At 68.4% G+C, this 17,465-nt stretch carries 14 protein-coding genes and 6 pseudogenes; 11 read left to right on the top strand and 9 right to left on the bottom strand.

What is annotated here, in order from left to right; all coding sequences use genetic code 11:
- Positions 1-359: 359 nt before the first annotated feature.
- From rpmH to JN350_RS02780, 9 genes and pseudogenes are all read left to right on the top strand, one after another.
- On the top strand, positions 360-497 hold the full coding sequence (gene rpmH, locus JN350_RS02820) for a 50S ribosomal protein L34 (protein ID WP_022889115.1): 138 nt from the start codon (positions 360-362) through the stop codon (positions 495-497).
- Positions 498-544: 47 nt separating this feature from the next.
- Positions 545-895, top strand: coding sequence for a ribonuclease P protein component (rnpA, locus tag JN350_RS02815; RefSeq protein ID WP_123937122.1), 351 nt, complete (start codon positions 545-547; stop codon positions 893-895).
- Complete coding sequence (gene yidD / locus JN350_RS02810) at positions 892-1,272, top strand: membrane protein insertion efficiency factor YidD (RefSeq protein ID WP_205463479.1); 381 nt, start codon at positions 892-894, stop codon at positions 1,270-1,272. Before rnpA ends, yidD begins: the two co-directional genes overlap by 4 nt.
- Positions 1,273-1,280: 8 nt before the next feature.
- Positions 1,281-2,248, top strand: a pseudogene (yidC, locus tag JN350_RS02805) (membrane protein insertase YidC).
- Positions 2,249-2,748: pseudogene (locus tag JN350_RS02800) on the top strand (Jag family protein). It begins immediately after the preceding pseudogene.
- Positions 2,745-3,425 carry a 16S rRNA (guanine(527)-N(7))-methyltransferase RsmG gene (gene rsmG, locus JN350_RS02795; protein ID WP_205463478.1) on the top strand — a complete coding sequence of 227 codons (681 nt, stop codon included), beginning with the start codon at positions 2,745-2,747 and terminating at the stop codon, positions 3,423-3,425. Before JN350_RS02800 ends, rsmG begins: the two are co-directional and overlap by 4 nt.
- Positions 3,426-3,506: 81 nt before the next feature.
- Entirely contained in the window at positions 3,507-4,400 is an 894-nt protein-coding gene (locus tag JN350_RS02790; RefSeq protein WP_275898011.1) for a ParA family protein, read from the top strand.
- Positions 4,400-5,365: a ParB/RepB/Spo0J family partition protein gene (locus JN350_RS02785; protein WP_240347496.1), complete on the top strand. Its 966-nt coding sequence runs from the start codon at positions 4,400-4,402 to the stop codon at positions 5,363-5,365. Before JN350_RS02790 ends, JN350_RS02785 begins: the two co-directional genes overlap by 1 nt.
- 179 nt (positions 5,366-5,544) lie before the next feature.
- Complete coding sequence (locus JN350_RS02780) at positions 5,545-5,853, top strand: helix-turn-helix domain-containing protein (protein WP_205463476.1); 309 nt, start codon at positions 5,545-5,547, stop codon at positions 5,851-5,853.
- 24 nt (positions 5,854-5,877) lie between these two features.
- On the opposite strand, the gene JN350_RS02775 is transcribed toward JN350_RS02780, so the two are convergent.
- The 9 genes and pseudogenes from JN350_RS02775 to JN350_RS02740 all read right to left on the bottom strand — a co-directional run.
- Positions 5,878-6,465, bottom strand: a complete 588-nt coding sequence (locus tag JN350_RS02775) for a ClpP family protease (protein ID WP_205463475.1) — start codon at positions 6,463-6,465, stop codon at positions 5,878-5,880.
- Positions 6,462-6,713, bottom strand: a complete 252-nt coding sequence (locus JN350_RS20520; protein ID WP_461964352.1) for a ClpP family protease — start codon at positions 6,711-6,713, stop codon at positions 6,462-6,464. The genes JN350_RS02775 and JN350_RS20520 overlap by 4 nt, the downstream gene beginning before the upstream one ends.
- Before the next feature lie 73 nt (positions 6,714-6,786).
- Positions 6,787-7,032, bottom strand: a pseudogene (locus tag JN350_RS20515) (ClpP family protease); the annotation flags it as partial.
- 224 nt (positions 7,033-7,256) lie between these two features.
- Positions 7,257-8,218 (bottom strand): annotated as a pseudogene (locus JN350_RS02765) (D-alanine--D-alanine ligase family protein).
- Positions 8,219-8,278: 60 nt separating this feature from the next.
- Complete coding sequence (locus tag JN350_RS02760; RefSeq protein ID WP_205463474.1) at positions 8,279-9,583, bottom strand: aminotransferase-like domain-containing protein; 1,305 nt, start codon at positions 9,581-9,583, stop codon at positions 8,279-8,281.
- A gap of 161 nt (positions 9,584-9,744) precedes the next feature.
- The gene (gene trxA, locus JN350_RS02755) at positions 9,745-10,071 is read right to left on the bottom strand and encodes a thioredoxin (protein ID WP_017887828.1); all 327 of its coding nucleotides are present in this window, start codon (positions 10,069-10,071) and stop codon (positions 9,745-9,747) included.
- Positions 10,072-10,145: 74 nt separating this feature from the next.
- Positions 10,146-11,130 (bottom strand): annotated as a pseudogene (gene trxB, locus JN350_RS02750) (thioredoxin-disulfide reductase).
- Positions 11,131-11,213: 83 nt separating this feature from the next.
- Positions 11,214-12,782: a lipid II flippase MurJ gene (gene murJ, locus JN350_RS02745; RefSeq protein WP_240347676.1), complete on the bottom strand. Its 1,569-nt coding sequence runs from the start codon at positions 12,780-12,782 to the stop codon at positions 11,214-11,216.
- 453 nt (positions 12,783-13,235) lie between these two features.
- Positions 13,236-15,322, bottom strand: a pseudogene (locus JN350_RS02740) (DUF6049 family protein); the annotation flags it as partial.
- 125 nt (positions 15,323-15,447) lie between these two features.
- Here JN350_RS02740 and JN350_RS02735 point away from each other — a divergent pair.
- A complete protein-coding gene (locus JN350_RS02735; protein ID WP_205463472.1) occupies positions 15,448-16,887 on the top strand; it encodes a CCA tRNA nucleotidyltransferase in 1,440 nt (479 codons plus the stop codon).
- Between the two features lie 192 nt (positions 16,888-17,079).
- Positions 17,080-17,463, top strand: a complete 384-nt coding sequence (rpsF, locus tag JN350_RS02730; RefSeq protein WP_205463471.1) for a 30S ribosomal protein S6 — start codon at positions 17,080-17,082, stop codon at positions 17,461-17,463.
- The last annotated feature ends 2 nt before the right edge of the window (positions 17,464-17,465 follow it).

Here is a 17,465-nt window from a genome sequence, read left to right as displayed (position 1 = left end):
TACCGCGCGTGTTCCCACAGGGTTGTCCACAGTGTTGTCCACGACCGCCCGGATCCGTCGGACAGGAGTACTTCCCTGTCGTACCGGGGCGCGGGGCCGATCGATGACCCCACTGTAAAGGACCGGGCCGGGTGGCACCGAACGGAAGTTGTCCCCAATGTGGAGAATGGGCCGCAGCGGTGTCCTCGACGCCTCCGGCACCGAGGCCGGCCCGATCGGCGTTTGACCTGCTCGCTGCTGTCACGTACCGTTAACCAGTTGACTGCGGCCGATTGGTCGCGCCCATCTGCGTCGTTCGACACCGAGCGATGACACATACATACGTGACGGCTCGCCGCGAGCAGCCGTGTGGAGAGATCATGAGCAAGCGCACCTTCCAGCCGAACAACCGTCGCCGCGCCAAGAAGCACGGCTTCCGCCTCCGCATGCGGACGCGTGCCGGCCGCGCCATCCTGTCGGCGCGTCGCGCCAAGGGCCGCACCGAGCTCTCGGCCTGATCAGGCTCACTGCCTGATCCGGTCCTCGGTCTGACCCCGGCATCGCAGTGTTGGCCAGCGCCAACCGCATCGTCCGCGGGGACGACTACCGGAACGTCGTGCGTCGTGGTCGCAAGAGCGCCACGGCGCACGTCGTCGTGTCCGTGGTCCGTCGCTCGACGGACCCGACCGGACCGTCGCGGTTCGGCTTCATCGTCGCCAAGACGGTGGGCAACGCCGTGACCCGGAACCTGATCAGGCGGCGGCTCAAGGCGATCGCGCACGGCATCCTCGCCGACTCCCCCGTGGGGTACGACGTGGTGGTGCGCGCACTGCCAGCCGCATCGCAGGCCGGATGGCCTACCCTGCTCGAAGACGTCGTGCGCTCCTTCGCGCGCGGGGTGGAGAAGGCAGCATGAACCGCACCCTGTGGACCCGGCTGGCCTGGGTCGCCGCGTTGCTCCCACGCAACGCGTGCGTCGTCGTGCTCAGCGCCTACCGTGCAGTGATCTCCCCGTTGTACGGCAACGTCTGCCGGTACCACCCGTCGTGCTCCCGGTACGCCCTCGAGGCGATCCAGCAGTACGGCGTCGTCCGCGGATCCGCGATGGGCGCCTGGCGCATCGCTCGCTGCAACCCCTGGGCTGCAGGCGGGATCGACGACGTCACGGAACGTCGTCGCCCGTTCGTCGTCAACCGGTTCGGGTTCGTCCTCGCGCCGATCCCGCAGCAGCCGCACCCCGCGGTCGGAACGGCCCGGCCGGTCCTGCTCCCCCAGCGCACTCGAAAGGCGTAGCCGTCCCCATGGAAATCATCGGTACGATCCTCTGGCCGCTCAAATGGGTGGTCTCCGCCATCCTCGTCGGCTTCCACTGGGTCTTCGAGAGCATCGGCATGGACCCGGGCGCGGGTATCACCTGGGTCCTCTCCATCATCTTCCTGACGTTCGTGGTCCGCGCCGCGCTGATCCCGATCTTCGTGCGGCAGATCAAGTCGCAGCGCCGCATGCTCGAGGTCGCGCCGCAGCTGAAGAAGATCCAGGACAAGTACAAGGGCAAGAAGGACCAGTTCTCGCGTGAGGCCATGAGCCGCGAGACCATGGCCCTGTACAAGGAGACGGGCACCAACCCGCTGAGCTCCTGCCTGCCGCTGCTGCTGCAGATGCCGATCTTCTTCTCGCTGTACTCGGTGCTGCACGAAGCGCAGATCAACAAGACCGGCGTCGGCCTGCTCACGAACGACCTCGCGGCGTCGTTCGGCAACGCGGCCCTGTTCGGTGCGCCCCTGCACGAGACGTTCACCAACGCCTCCGGGTGGGAAGTGCGTGCGATCGCCGGCTTCATGATCGTCGTCATGACGGCCTCGCAGTTCATCACGCAGCTGCAGCTCGTCGCCAAGAACATGTCGCCGGAGACCAAGGCGTCGCCGATGTACCGCCAGCAGAAGATGATGCTGTACATCCTCCCGCTGGTCTTCGTGATCTCGGGTCTGAGCTTCCCCTCGGCGTCATGTTCTACTGGCTCGCCTCGAACGTCTGGACGATGGCGCAGCAGTACTTCGTCATCCGCAGCATGCCGACGCCCGGTTCCGAGGCGGCCCTGGCACGGGAGGCACGCCTGGCCAAGAAGGCCCAGCGTCGCGGGATCGCGAACCCGGTGCTCGCCGAGGCCGGTGCCGGTGCTGGCGCCGCCGAGATCGAGGCCGTGCGTGTCACCACCCAGCGTTCGCAGCCGGTCGGCAAGCAGCGCTCGAAGAAGAACGGGAAGAAGTAAGTGACCGAGCAGGACACCGCCGCAGCCGTCGACACCACCGAGGTCCCGGACGAGGACGCCCGTGACGAGGCCGACATCGCTGCGGACTACATCGAGGAACTCCTGGACATCTGCGACCTCGACGGGGACATCGAGATCGAGGAGCGCGCCGGTCGCGTCTACCTGTCGGTCACCGACGACGGCGAGGCGCTCCGCGTCCTCTCGAAGCCGGACACCGTCACGGCCCTGCAGGAACTCACCCGCATCGCCGTCCAGGCCGAGACGGGCGAGTTCAGCCGGCTCATCCTCGACGTGGGCGGGTCCCGTGACGCTCGTGCCGACGAGCTGCAGCGACTGGTCGACACCGCCGTCGAGCGCATCGAGGGTGGATCGTCGTCCGCAGCACTCCCCCGATGTCGTCGTACGAGCGCAAGCTGGTCCACGACCTCGTCGCTGAGAAGGGCTTCCACTCGGAGTCCGAGGGTGAGGGTCGGGACCGCCACACGGTCGTCACCCGATGACGGACGAGTCGGTGTCCGCGGACACCGCTCCCGCACCTTCGGACGTTGCTCCGGTGCTCGAGGCTGAGCCTGCAGCTGCGTCCGCGCTCTTCGGCGATCAGATCGAAACGGCTCGGTCGTTCACGAACGAGTTGGCTCGCCGGGGCGAGGAGCTGGGCCTGATCGGCCCGCTCGAGTTGCCTCGACTCTGGACGCGACACATCCTCAACTCTGCATTGCTGGCGCCCCTCCTGGAGGCCCGTGGCCGGGTTGCCGACGTCGGCTCGGGTGCAGGACTGCCCGGTCTCGTGCTCGCGATCGCCCGTCCGGACGTGCACTTCACGCTCATCGAACCGATGGAGCGCCGAGTGGACTGGCTCACCAGCGAGGCGAGCCGGCTCGGACTGCCGAACGTGACGGTGGTCCGCGGCCGCGCCGAGGACGTCTCTGACGACATCGTGGTCGATCAGGTCACAGCGCGCGCCGTCAGTGCATTGTCGAAGCTCATCCCGATGACGGTTCCACTCGTCCGCTCGGGCGGGCAGCTCATCCTGATGAAGGGTGCGCGAGTCGACGACGAGATCGACAAGGCACGCAAGGTCATCCTGCGCCAGCACCTCTCGGACGTCGAGGTCCTCGAGCTCGGGGACGGTGTGGTCGCAGAGACCACGCGCGTCTTCCGGGCTACAGTTGACTGACCCTGCGGCTCGGATCGGGACGACTGATCCCTTGCTGCTCCACGTTTCACGTGAAACACCGAACCGGGGAAGAGGCACTCGTTGAGCTCATCGACCGATTACGACGCGTCGACTCCGCTTGCTCGCGAGATCGCCGATCTCAACCGCCGGCGCCGTGCGATCGCGACGCAGCAGTTTCCGTTGCCCTCGAAGACGCGGATCATCACCGTGTCGAACCAGAAGGGCGGCGTTGGGAAGACCACGACGACCGTCAACTTGGCCGCTGGCCTCGCGCACGGTGGTGCACGGGTGCTCGTGATCGACCTCGACCCGCAGGGCAACGCGTCGACGGCCTTGGGCGTCGACCACCAGGCCGAGGTCGCGAGCATCTACGACGTCATCGTCGACGAGGCCGCGATGGCCGACACGGTGCAGCGCTCCCCCGAGTCCGACACCCTCTGGTGCGTGCCGGCGACGATCCACCTCGCGGGTGCTGAGATCGAGCTCGTCTCCTTGGTCGCGCGCGAGCAGCGGCTGCGTACGGCGCTCGACCTGTACCTCCAGTCGCTGGACGAGCCGTACCACTACGTCTTCATCGACTGCCCGCCATCGCTTGGTCTCCTGACGATCAACGCGTTCGTGGCGGCACAGGAAGTCCTGATCCCGATCCAGTGCGAGTACTACGCGCTCGAGGGACTCAGCCAGCTGTTACGCAACATCGAGCTCATCGAGCGGCATCTCAACCCGAACCTCCGGGTCTCGACGATCCTGCTCACCATGTACGACGGTCGGACCAATCTGGCGAACCAGGTGGCGAACGACGTGCGCGAGCACTTCGGTGACCAGGTCTTGAAGGCGATGATCCCCCGGTCCGTTCGGGTGAGTGAAGCGCCGAGTTACGGACAGAGCGTCGTCGCGTACGACGTGAACTCCACCGGGTCGCTCTCCTACTTGGAAGCGGCCGCCGAGATCGCAGCACGAGGAGCGCAAGACTGATGGCACCCAAGCGAACCGGACTCGGCCGCGGCATCGGCGCGCTCATCCCCACGGCGACGGACCAGCAGGACCGCCCCGTCGACGTGTTCTTTCCGACCGGTGGGTCGCCGGCGTCGGCACCCACCGCGGACGAACTCGTCGCCGTTCCGGGAGCCCGACTCGCGAACCTCAACCCGCTGGACGTGATCCCGAACGGGCAGCAGCCCCGCAAGGAGTTCCGCGAAGAAGAGTTGCAGGAGCTCGTCCACTCCATCCGTGAGATCGGCGTGCTGCAGCCCATCGTGGTCCGCCCGATCCCCGGGGCTGTGGGGACGGAGCCGCAGTACGAGCTGATCATGGGTGAGCGGCGCCTCCGCGCAACCAAGGAACTCGGGCTCACGACCATCCCGGCGATCGTCAAGGAGACGCCGGACGACGCGATGCTTCGGGATGCTCTGCTCGAGAACCTGCACCGAGCGCAGCTGAACCCGCTCGAAGAGGCCTCGGCGTACCAGCAGCTCCTGGCGGACTTCGGAATCACGCAGGAACAAGCTCGGCCAGCGCATCGGCCGATCGCGTCCCCAGATCACCAACACCATCCGTCTGCTGCGGCTCCCTCCCCCGTGCAGCGACGAGTCGCCGCCGGCGTGCTCTCGGCCGGTCACGCCCGCGCGATCCTTGCTGCGCCCGACGCCGAGGCGATGGAGTACCTCGCCGAGAAGATCGTCAACGAGGACCTGTCCGTTCGTGCTGCCGAAGCGATCGCGCAGCAGTTGGCGACGAAGACTCCGCCGAGGACGGCCCCGCAGCCCTCGAAGAACCAAGCACACTTCAACGACCTTGCCGAGCGCATCGGCGACCGGCTGAACACCCGGGTCAAGATCGCGGTGGGGGCGCGGAAGAGTTCCGTGACCATCGACTTCGCGAACGGCGACGACCTCAATCGCATCCTGTCGGAGCTCGGGATCAGCGACGTCTCGTCCTGACGGCTCGCCGCTGGTGCTGTGCGGCCCGTAGCGGGCTTCGCAGGCTCGGTTCGTGTGTCGGGGCCAGCGAGGGAGAATTCGGCCCGATACGGGGCGTGGAGCCGTTCGGTTGGTTGAAGTTCACGAGCAGCGAACGGGAAGTCCGAACGTTTCACGTGGAACACTGCCAAGCTCGCATCATGAGATCCCGCAATCCCGAGCCGCTCTGGCGTGACGTCGTCGGACAAGAGCTCCGCGCTCGTCGCCGTGGCCGCGGGGACACCCTGCACGACGTCGCTCGTCGTGCAGGGGTGTCGCCGCAGTACTTGTCGGAGATGGAACGGGGGCGGAAGGAGCCTTCGAGCGAGATGCTGGCAGCCGTGGCGGGCGCACTCGAGAGCTCGTTGCTGGACTTGACCGCATCGGCAGCAGAACAGCTTCGCGAGCGGGCACGTTCGACAGGTACTGGTGGCGAACAAGTGCGGAGCGCGTTCGTTCTCGCAGCGTGACGCTTCGCCAGTCAGCGCCGACGGTCAGCGTCGAGTGATCACGTGGTCCACGAGCCCGTACTGCTGGGCCTGACGGGCCGTGAAGACGCGATCGTGATCCGTGTCGGCTCGGAGTCGGTCGACACTCTGGCCGCTGTGCTGGGTGAGTAAGTCCTCGATCTCGGCCCGGATTCGGACGACTTCGTCGGCCTGCAGGATGAGCTCGGGAATTGCCCCCTGTCCCTGAGCAGCGGGCTGGTGGAGCACCACCCGAGCGTGCGGCAGGGCCGATCGCTTTCCTTCGGCGCCCGCGGCGAGCAGCACGGCTCCGACACCGATTGCCTGGCCAACACCGGTGGTCGCGACGGCGGGGCGGATGAACCGCATGGTGTCGTAGACGGCGAGCATGGCACTCGGGTCGCCGCCGTCGCAGTTGACGTAGAGCTGGACGTCCGAGTCCGGGTTGTCTGACTCCAGGAAGAGGAGTTGCGCGATGAGGGCATTCGCCACGCCAGCATCGATCGCGGTACCGATGTAGATGATCCGCTCAGTGAGCAGGTGCGAGTAGACGTCCAGGACCCGGTCGCCGCGAGCGTCCCGCGCGATGACGTTCGGGATTGTGTAGGCGCTCAACGGTCTCCCTCCCCTGCCGCAGGTCCGCCGAAGCCCGTCACCGTGGAGCGGGGCTGCTGGGGCCGGATCACCGAGAAGTCGTCGACGATCACGTCGACGAACCCGTAGTCGAGGGCCTCCTGCGCGGAGTACCAGTGGTCGTGCAACGAGTCCTCGAAGATTCGGTCGACCGTCTGCCCGGTGTCCGCTGCGATGAGTCCGAGCACGGTGTCGCGGGTGTTGCGGAGGTGGTCTGCCTGCAGCGCCACGTCCACCGCACTCCCCGATCCCTGCGGATCCCTGGTGCATCAGGATCCGGCTGTGTGGCAGTGCTCGCCGTTTGCCAGGAGTACCCGAGGACAGCAGGAACTGCCCCGCACTGCAGGCGATCCCGAATGCGAGCGTGCTGACGTCGTTGGGGATCACTCTCATGAGGTCCCGCAGTGCGAGCATCGCCGGGACCGAGCCTCCGGGCGAATGGATCCAGAGCGCGATGTCGTTCCAGGGGTCCGCCGTCGCGAGCTGTACCAGCTGCATCATGAGGACGGTGCCGTTGTCGTCGTCGAGGGCGCCGTCGAGTACGAGCACGCGTTGGTCGAAGAGGGCACGCCGTTGCTCGGTCGTGAAGGCTGCGGGGGTGGTGAATCGGTCATGCGTCCACCGTGCGCCAGGAGATGACCAGACGCATCTGATGCTGCTCAGAGCGGATCAGCTCTCAGCAGCGAAGCGCGGGTGCCGACGTTCCACGTGGAACATCGACGCTTGCGAACGCACGTGTTCCACGTGGAACACGGAACGTGGGAGCGTGCGGATCAGGCGTGGTGGTCGCGGATCGCCTGTTCGGCGAGCTCTGCGTACGTCCACCCGAGATCGAAACCGGACGCGGAGAGTGCCTGCGGCAGCAGGGACGTCTCGGTCAGGCCCGGGAGCACGTTGGCTTCGAGGAACCACGGCGTTCCGGCACCGTCGATGATGAGGTCCACACGGGACAGGTGGCGGAGGCCGAGGGCTGCGTGTGCCGCAACGGCGGCGTCGGCTGCAGCGGTCGCGAACTTGTCAGACAGTCGAGCGGGCGTGTAGAACGTCGTCTCCCCCGCGTTGTACCGCGCCTCGAACCCGTAGATGCCGTTCCGCGGAACGATCTCGACGGCGGAGAGCGCCACCGGCCCGTCGCCCGTGTCGATGATGCCGACCGCGACCTCGGTACCGCGGATGAGCTGCTCGACCACGACGTCGTCGCAGTACGTGTAGGCCGTGACCATGGCACGCGGCAGGTCGTTGACGTCATCGACGAGTGTCACGCCCTGCGCGCTGCCGCCGCGTGCCGGCTTCACGGCGAGCGGGACCGGGTGCTCCCCGCGATGGCCTTGAGTACCCCGACGGCGCCGAGCTCGCGGAACACGTCGTGGGACAGCGTGACGGATCGTGGGGTGCGGACGCCTGCCCGCGCGACCAGTGCTGACGCCGTGGGCTTGTCCCATGCCAACCGGGCCGACGTGGAACGTGAGCCGACGAACGGGATGTCCACCGCCTCCAGGATGCCCCGCAGGGCCCCGTCTTCACCGGAGGCGCCGTGCAGAGCCGGCCACACGACATCCGGGCGGGCCTCGGCGAGGGCCGGCAGCAGCAGCGCGTCGGCGTCGCGGAGATCGACCTGCCACCCGTACCCGGTCAGCGAGTCGGCGACTCGTCGCCCGGAGCGCAGGGAGACGTCACGCTCGTGCGAGATCCCTCCGGCGACGACGACGACGTGACGACGGGTGAGCTCAGCCATGGGGGTCCTCCGGTGTGGAACGACGGTGCTGGTGGGCCACGCACCGCAGAAAAGCGCTGATCAGGAGATGTTCGGCGGCGGAGCGCTGACCGAGGACGTCTCGCGGACGACGCTGTTCGGCCGAGTCGTCGGACCGAACGTCTCGATCAGTTCGAGTTCGTCGTTGACGACGTTGGCGAGCCGCTTCACGCCGACGCGGATCTGCTCGGGAGTGGGGTAGCAGAACGACAGACGGATGTGCCCGCCGCCACGGCCGTCCGCGTAGAAGGCCGTCCCCGGCGTGTAGGCGACGAGCTCCTTCACGGCGCGTGGCAGCATGCCCTTCGAGTCGAGGGACTCAGGGAGCGTCAGCCAGACGAAGAAGCCACCGTTCGGCTTCGTCCAGGACAGGTCCGGCAGGAACTCCCCCAGTGCGGACAGCATGGCGTCACGGCGCTCTGCGTAGATGCCCCGGAAGGTTTCGACCTGACCCTTCCAGTCCGCGGCGTCCAGGTAGGCGTTCACGACGTACTGCCCGAAGGAGTTCGGGGCGAGGACGGCGGACTCGTTGGCGAGCACGAGCTTCTCGCGGATCGCGTGCGGTGCGAGCGCCCAACCGACGCGGAAGCCGGGTGCGAGGGTCTTCGAGAAGGACCCCAGGTACACGACACCCTCTTCGTCGATGGAACGGATCGCCTGCGGTGCCGGCTCGTCGAACCAGAGGAGCCCGTACGGGTTGTCCTCGAGCACCAGGATGTTGTTGGACCGGCAGATGTCGAGCACCTCGATGCGGCGCTCCCGACTCATGGTGACGCCGGCGGGGTTGTGGAAGTTCGGGATCGTGTAGAGGAACTTGATCCGCTTCCCTTGCGTGCGCAGGTTCGCGATCGCCTCGCGCAGCGCCTCGGGCACCAGCCCGAGTTCGTCGGTCGTCACGTGGACGGTCTCGGCCTGGTACGACCGGAACACACCGATCGCGCCGACGTAGGACGGGGACTCGGCGAGGACGACGTCGCCCGGATCGATGAACAGCCGCGTGACGAGGTCGAGCGCGTGCTGCGAGCCCGTCGTCACCACGACGTCCTCGGCACTGGCACGGATGCCCTCGAGGCTCATGACGTCCACGATGTGCTCGCGGAGGGACCGCAGACCCTGCCCGCCGCCGTACTGCAGCGCCATGGCCGCGTGCTCGTTCATCACGCGGTCCAGGGAGCCCGTGACGAGCTCTCTCGGCAGCGCGGAGACGAACGGCATCCCGCCGGCCAGCGAGACCACCTCGGGGCGCGAGGCGACGGCGAACAGTGCTCGGACCTCGGAGGCGCTCAGCCCGGCGGTGCGCTGGGCGTAGGAGTCGTACCAGGGGTCGAGGCTGTTGCCGTTCGTCATACCGTGCTCCGATCAGTGAGACATTCCCGCCACACTACGACATCGACCCCGGAAACCCGGGCTCCGCGGCGGGGGCCGATCCGCAACGGGTGGCATGCGAACGCCCCGCCCGCGTCTGCTGAGCAGGACGAGGACGGGGCGTTCGGTGGTGCTGGTGCGACCTACGCGAGGAACTCGGCGAGGTCGGCCTCGAGCGCGGGCTTCGGCTTGGCGCCGATGACGGTCTTGACGACCTCGCCGCCCTTGAAGACCTTCATCGCCGGGATCGAGGTGATCTGGTAGTTCATGGCCGACTGGGGGTTGTCGTCCACGTTGAGCTTCACGATCTCGATCTTGCCGGCGTGCTCTTCGGCGATCTGGTCGAGGATCGGCGAGACGGCGCGACACGGGCCGCACCACTCGGCCCAGAAGTCGACGAGGATCGTCTTGTCGGACTTGAGGACCTCGTCCGAGAAGGTGGCGTCGGTGACAGCCTTTGCGTTGGACATGGGTGTCCTTTCGTGAGAAGTCGGTACTGGGTGTGGAACCGCGGACGCGCCCCGGCATTCCGGGGCCGTACGGGTCAGGCGGAGATGGTGACCGGCTCGACCGGGGTCTCGCCCGCAGCAGCGTCGGTCAGCGTGTCCTCGAGGTCGGCGAGGTACTTCTCGGCGTCGAGCGCGGCGACCGCACCGGAACCGGCGGCCGTGATGGCCTGGCGGTAGGTGTGGTCGAGCACGTCGCCGGCGACGAAGACCCCGGGAACGCCGACGGCCTTGGACGTTCGGCCCTCGACGGCGATGGTGCCCTCGGGAGCGAGCTCGAGCTGACCGTGCACGAGGTGCACGCGGGGGTCGTTGCCGATCGCGATGAACAGACCGTCGAGGGCGAGTTCGCTCTCGGCGCCGTCCACGGTGTCCTTGAGGGTCACGCCCGTCACAGCGGAGTCACCCTGGATGCCGATGACCTCCTTGTTCCACGCGAACTCGATCTTCGGGTCGTTGTGGGCACGGTCCTGCATGATCTTCGACGCACGGAGGGTGTCCCCGGTGGATCACGGTGACCTTGTCGGCGAAGCGGGTGAGGAACGTCGCTTCTTCCATCGCGGAGTCGCCACCGCCGACCACGGCGATGTTCTTCTGACGGAAGAAGAAGCCGTCGCATGTCGCGCACCACGAGACACCGTGGCCCGAGAGGCGCTCTTCGTCGGCGATGCCGAGGTGGCGGTACGCCGAACCGGTCGCGTAGATGACCGCGAGGGCTTCGTAGGTCTCGCCGGAGCCGACGGTGACCTTCTTCACGTCGCCGGTGAGGTCGACGGAGACGGCGTCGTCGTACAGGACCTCAGCGCCGAACTTCTCGGCCTGCTCCTGCATCTTGATCATGAGGTCGGGTCCCTGGATCCCCTCGGGGAAGCCCGGGAAGTTCTCGACCTCGGTCGTCTTGGTGAGTTCTCCGCCCGTCTCGACGCTGGAGGCGACGATGAGCGGCTTGAGCTCTGCGCGCGCGGCGTAGATGCCGGCGGTGAACCCGGCCGGACCGGAACCGATGATGATGAGCTGGCGCATGCCTGACTGCCCTTCCGTTGCGTGCTGACCGGGTCAACACATGGTACCGGCGCGGCATTCCGCGACGTCCGGGAAGCGTGCGGTCAGCGACCGAGCTTGCTCTTCACCATGCCGACGGCGTTCTTGATCTCGCCGTTCTTCGCGACGACGAGCGCCCCGAAGTACACGAGGACCATGACGGCGCCGGTCAGGACGATGGTGATGAGTGCCCCGGTGCGGTCCGACATCGCGAACCCGGCCGCGGAGAACGCCCCGAAGAAGTTGACGACCAACAGGCCGACCACGCCGGCGATCAGCGCCGCGATGACGAACTGCACGTGCGAGCGGGTCACGACCGGTCCCTCGATGCTGCCGAGCTTGCGGCGCACCAGGACGAGGGCGACGATCGTCTGCGCGGTCCCGGCGAGGGTCGTGCACGCGGCCACACCGATGCCGATCACGGAAGACGGGAACGTCGACACCGCGAGGGCACCGATGACGAACAGGACGGACTGGATGCACTGCATCAGGAACGGGGTCCGGTGGTCGTGCATGGCCCAGAACACGCGCTGGATGATGAACAACATGCTGAACAGCACCAGGCCCGGCATGTAGGCGACCAGGACGGCGCCCACCTGCAGGGCACTCTCGAACGTGCCCTCGTACAGGCGACCGAACGGGACCGCGACGACCACCAGCGCCACCGACGCGAAGACCGTGAAGAGTCCGACGATGCGCAGGGACAGCGACAGGTTGCGACGGACCGATGCCAGGTCGCCGCGTGCAGCATCGTGGCTCATCCGGGTGAAGTACGCCGTCGCGATGGAGACCGTGATGATCGAGTGCGGCAGCATGAAGATGAGCCACGCGTTGCCGAGTACCGCGTTGCCGGGTCCGTCGCCCTGACCCTTCCACGCGACCGCGGACTGCACGATGCCGGCGACCTGGGTCACCAGGATCATCGCGAAGAGCCAGCCGGCAGCGGTACCCGTCGACTTCAGGCCGACGCCGCGCCACCGGAAGTCGGGCCGGAACGACAGCCCTGCCCGCCGCCAGAACAGCGGGAGGAACGCCGCCTGGGCGAACACACCGAACGAGGCGCTGCCGGCGAGGAGCGCGATCTTCGCCGGCGTCCAATCGTCGAGGGCGCTGCCGCTCGTGCCGTACAGGGCGATGAACACCACGAGCCCGGCGATCGCGATGACGTTGTTGAGCAGTGGCGCCCAGGTGAACGGTCCGAACACCTGCTTGGCGTTGAGGACCTCACCCAGCAGCGAGTACATCGCGTAGAAGAGGATCTGCGGCAGGCACCAGAACGCGAAGGCGACGGCGAGGTCGGTCGCAGCAGGACCCCTGGTGTCCGAGGACGTCGTGTACAGGCGGACCAGGAGCGGTGCCAGTGCGGTCGCGACGATCGTGATGACGATGAAGACCGACCCGCCGAGCGTCACGATCTTGTTGACGTACGCCTGCCCGCCGTCCGTGCCGTTCTTCATGGCGCGGACGATCTGCGGGATGAGCACGGCCGACAGCAGGCCACCCGCGATGAGCGCGTAGATGTTGTTCGGCAGCTGGTTCGCGACGGCGAACGCGTTCGCCGAGGGGCTCTTGTTCTGCCCGATGGCGTAGGCGAGGACGAACGTCTTCGCGAAGCCGAGGATCCGGCTCACCATCGTCCCCGCCGCGAGCATCGCACTCGCACGCCCCAGGCTGCGCTCGGCGACCGGTTCCGCGTCGACGTCGGGCTGGGGCTGGGTGGCGCTGATGGTCGGCTCCTCGGGGTCGCGGGCGTCCGCGACGCGGCTGGTACGGGCGTCGGACGGGAGGCCCGGTTCGGCCCCGGCACGGGCGATCGCGTCCTGCAGGCGGTCGCCACCAGGAGCCGCGACAGCGGCCGTGCCGGAGCCGGCCACGGCGAACGCGGTGGGTGCCTCGGCGCGGTGATCCGTGCCTCCCGGTCCGGCGACCGATCCCGCGGGCGAGGCGGACGCACCGGGCGCGCCCGGCTGCACGGCGAGCGGGCGGTTGGGGTCGTCGTCGTCCTCGTCGTCGAGTTCGCCGTTGCGACGACGGATGCGCTTCCGGATGCTGCGGAAGATGCCGAAGCCGAAGATCGCGATCAGCGCGACCGCTGCGGCGGCGGTGATGACCGTCTCCCACTGCGCCTGGACGTTGAGCTCGACGGTGGCCGGCTGGGCGACCGCGACCCCTGTCGGGCTCGAGAGCGACATGGTCAGCTCGACCTTGCCGTTCGCGACGGACTGCACGGGGACGGTCGCACGGGTCGACGAGTCCGGCTGGATCTCGACGACGATGTCGTTGCGGACCACCCGGAGGGCGGAGTTCGACGGACTGACGGACAGGTACACGGTCACCGGGTAGGGGAGCTGTTCCGGATCGACACCGGCAGCGACGACCGGTCACCGAGCAGGGTCAGGCTGCTCGAGTCGACGATCCCGACCTCGCCGGTCTGCTTCGCCCAGTTCGCGGTGCGCGCCTCGACGGCCGTCGTGAGCCCCTCGTCGTCCCCCCGCCATGCGTTCGACGCCAGCGCGAGCAGCTGCAGGCGCGCCGGCGCGGTCAGGTCGGTGGGGGTGTCGAGGATCGTGGCGAACGCGGAGAGCCCCTGTTCGCCCTGCACCAGGCGCTTGAGCTGCTCGACGCGGTCGGCACCACTGGACGCGTTGTCGAGCGTGAGCGAGCCGGCGACGGCGTTCGATGCGGTCGACAGGTCGGCCGGGGCGACCCATGCGGTGCTCTCGAGGGCGTCGAGGGTCTGGCTGAGGCGGCTGGAGTCCGAGGGCCAGTCGCGACCCAGCGTGAGCATGATCGGGCCGGTCGCGGTGCCGCCGCGTGCGGACGTCGCGAGGGTCGCGGTGAGCTCGGACATCGCTGTCGACCAGCTCTGCCGATCGGGGGCGTTCGCGGCGTCCCGCAGCAGGGACGACATCGACTGGTCGGACACGAGGACGTGGTCGTCGCCGACCTTCTCGGACGCCGGGACCGTGGCGTTCGCGCCGGCCGAGGTGTTGCCGCTCGAGACGATCGTGGTCTTCGTGCCGGCCCGCTCGAGCGCCTCGAGGTCCGACGACGACACAGTGCCCTCGGTCGGCCAGGCGATCGAGTCCATCGAGTACGGGAAGTCCAGCAGCTGCTCGGTCGTCGGCAGCGTCTCCGTGGTCTCGCCCGAGCCGGCGTCGGTGGTGGCGTCGTCGCTCGGGGACGCGGTGCTGCTCGGGGTCGTCGTCTGGCCGGGCGTCGCGGTCGGGGTCGGTGCGGGGGTCTCGGCGCCGGGGAAGTTCTCGGTCTTCACGGACTGGTCGAGCGAGATCGGAGCGAGGATGCCGTCCGACCCGGCCTGGCGCAGCCCGGTGACGTCGGCGTCGGCGTACGACAGCGCGAAGGTCTCGTTGCGCAGGGACTCGAGGCGCTGGAGCCATGCGGTCGCCGCGGACGGTGCGTTCTCGCCGAGGATCCGGATCGAGGCGATGATGCGGGGGTCGACCGCGACGGCGACGTTGTGGTCCTCGGCGGCGTCGAGCTGCTGCGTGAGGGTGCCGTCCACCGAGGTCGCGGCGGCCAGGACGGCCGCGCTGAGGATGCCGTCCGTGGACTTCGGGACCGTCACCGGCATCGCCACCGAGACGCTGACCGGCACCTGCTCGAAGTCCGGGTACCAGGTGATCGCGGAGCGGGCGACGGCGAAGGTCTCACCGGCCGTGTACTCGGCCGCGATGCGTCGCGCACCGAACGAGGAGTACCCGCCGAGTGCCACGTTGCCCGAGACGATCTCGACCGAGTCGATGGTGACCGATCGGTGCGCCGGGACCTCCGGGATGTCCACCGAGTCCATCGGGGCGCCGAGGTAACCGGTCGTGGTGGTGTCGGCAAGCCAGTCGGCGAGGATGTCCCGCGTGCTCACGGAGCGGAAGATGTCGAACTCGGCGGTGCCGGCGGGCAGAGCGGTGTCGGTGTCGTTCGTGACGGTCACCGAGAGGGTGAGGTCTTGGTCGCGCTGCACGATCCCACGGTTGGCGGGGGCAACCGAGATCGTGGCCTTGCCCGCATCGGCAGCAGCCGGATCAGCGAGGTGGGTCTTGGCCGACGAGACCGTCGCAGCGTCGGCGTGCGGGGCGCTGACGGGCGCGACGACCAGGCCGAGCGCGACGAGGGTCGACGCGGCTGCGGCGAGCGTGGTGCGGAGGATGTGCATACGGAAGCGGGCCACGGGGTCGGTTCGGGCCGAGCACGAGTGTATGAGGCGTGACCATGAACAGGTCCCGTGCGCGCGGGGTTGTGGAGAACTCGGGGCCCCGATCTGGGAGGATGAGCACCGTCATGCAGTCCGTTGCCCAGGCCGTCGAACGACTCGACGCACTCGCCACCACCGAGCCCGTCGACCTCCTCGCTCGGGCCTTCGCCGACGCCGGACACGAACTGGCCCTGGTCGGCGGACCCGTGCGGGACGCCTTCCTCGGTCGCCCCGTCACCGATCTCGACTTCACGACGAGCGCCCGTCCGGACGACATCCTGCGCATCGTCGAACCGATCGCGAGCGCCACGTGGGACGTCGGCCGCCAGTTCGGCACCATCGCCGCGCGGGTCGGCGGCGAGCAGGTCGAGATCACCACCTACCGCAGCGACGTGTACGACGGCGAGACGCGCAAGCCCGAGGTCGCGTTCGGCGACACCATCGAGGACGACCTGCTCCGCCGCGACTTCACCGTCAACGCGATGGCGCTCCGGCTGCCGGCGCGCGAGCTCGTCGACGTGCACGGCGGTGTCGAGGACCTGCTGGCCGCCCGCCTCCGCACCCCGCAGGCCGCCGTGGTGTCGTTCCGCGACGACCCGCTCCGGATGATGCGGGCAGCGCGGTTCACCTCGCAGCTCGGGTTCACCGTCGACGACGACGTCCGCGCCGCGATGGAGGACCTCGTCGACTCCATCGACATCGTGTCCGCCGAGCGGGTGCGCGACGAGCTCGTCAAGCTGCTGAACACGAGCGACCCCGTGCCGGGCATCCGACTGCTCGTGGACACCGGCCTCGCCGAGCGGTTCCTTCCCGAACTGCCCGAGATGCGGCTCGAGATCGACGAGCACCACCACCACAAGGACGTCTACGAGCACTCCTTGACGGTGCTCGAACAGGCGATCGGGTACGAGGCCGAGCGGCACGCGGGCGAGGCCCCGGACACCGTGCTGCGGCTCGCGGCACTGCTGCACGACATCGGCAAGCCGGCCACGCGCAAGCTCGAGCCCGGCGGCGCCGTCAGCTTCCACCACCACGACCTGGTCGGCTCGAAGCTCGCGAAGAAGCGGCTCCGGGCCCTGCGCTTCGACAACGACACGATCGCCGCGGTGTCCCGCCTGATCGAGCTGCACCTGCGGTTCTTCGGGTACACCGAGGGCGCCTGGACCGACTCGGCCGTGCGCCGTTACGTGCGCGACGCCGGCCCGCAGCTCGAGCGGCTGCACGAGCTGACCCGCTCGGACGTGACAACGCGGAACCGGCGGAAGGCCGACCGGTTGGCGTTCGCGTACGACGACCTGGAGGACCGCATCAAGGTCCTCGCCGAGCAAGAGGAGCTGGAGTCGATCCGGCCCGACCTGACCGGCGACGACATCATGCGGATCCTCGACATCCCGCCGGGGCGCGCCGTGGGTGAGGCCTACCGTTTTCTGCTCGAGGCGCGGATGGACGACGGGCCGCTCGGGGCCGACGCAGCTGAGGCGCGCCTGCGCGACTGGTGGGCCGCGCGGGGCGCGAACGGCTCCTGAGGCGACGCCGGCGCACTGGACGCGACCGCCGGACGGACGCGACGGTTCTGCACAGACCGGTGGCGCGCCTCCAGGCCGTCGGGTAGTCTGAGCAGGTTGCCCGGCGCGTGTCTGCGCGCTGTGGCACATGCATCAACCCTCCTGCCCCGGGAACTGCCCGGGGCCGCTGAGACCAGAGGAGGTGGGTTCCGCATGCACCAGTACGAACTGATGGCGATCCTCGACCCCGAGATCGATGAGCGCACCGTCGCTCCCAGCCTGGACAAGTTCCTCGCTGTCATCCGCAACGACGGTGGCACCGTCGACAACGTGGACGTCTGGGGCCGTCGCCGGCTCGCTTACGAGATCGCCAAGAAGTCCGAGGGCATCTACGCCGTCGTCGACTTCACGTCCTCGCCCGAGGCCGCCAAGGAGCTCGACCGTCAGCTCGGTCTCTCCGAGGCCGTGCTCCGCACGAAGGTCCTCCGCGCCGAAGAGGGCATCGCGCAGGTCGCCGCCCAGAAGCAGCGCGACGAGGCACGTGCGGCCCGCAAGGCCGCCAACGCGTCCCAGGCCGCGACCGCGAGCGCCGAGTAACC

The organism is Curtobacterium sp. 24E2 (assembly GCF_016925595.1).
Taxonomy (GTDB): domain Bacteria; phylum Actinomycetota; class Actinomycetes; order Actinomycetales; family Microbacteriaceae; genus Curtobacterium.
The sequence above is the reverse complement of the archived record's forward strand: the minus strand, read 5'-3'. Positions and strand labels throughout refer to the sequence as shown.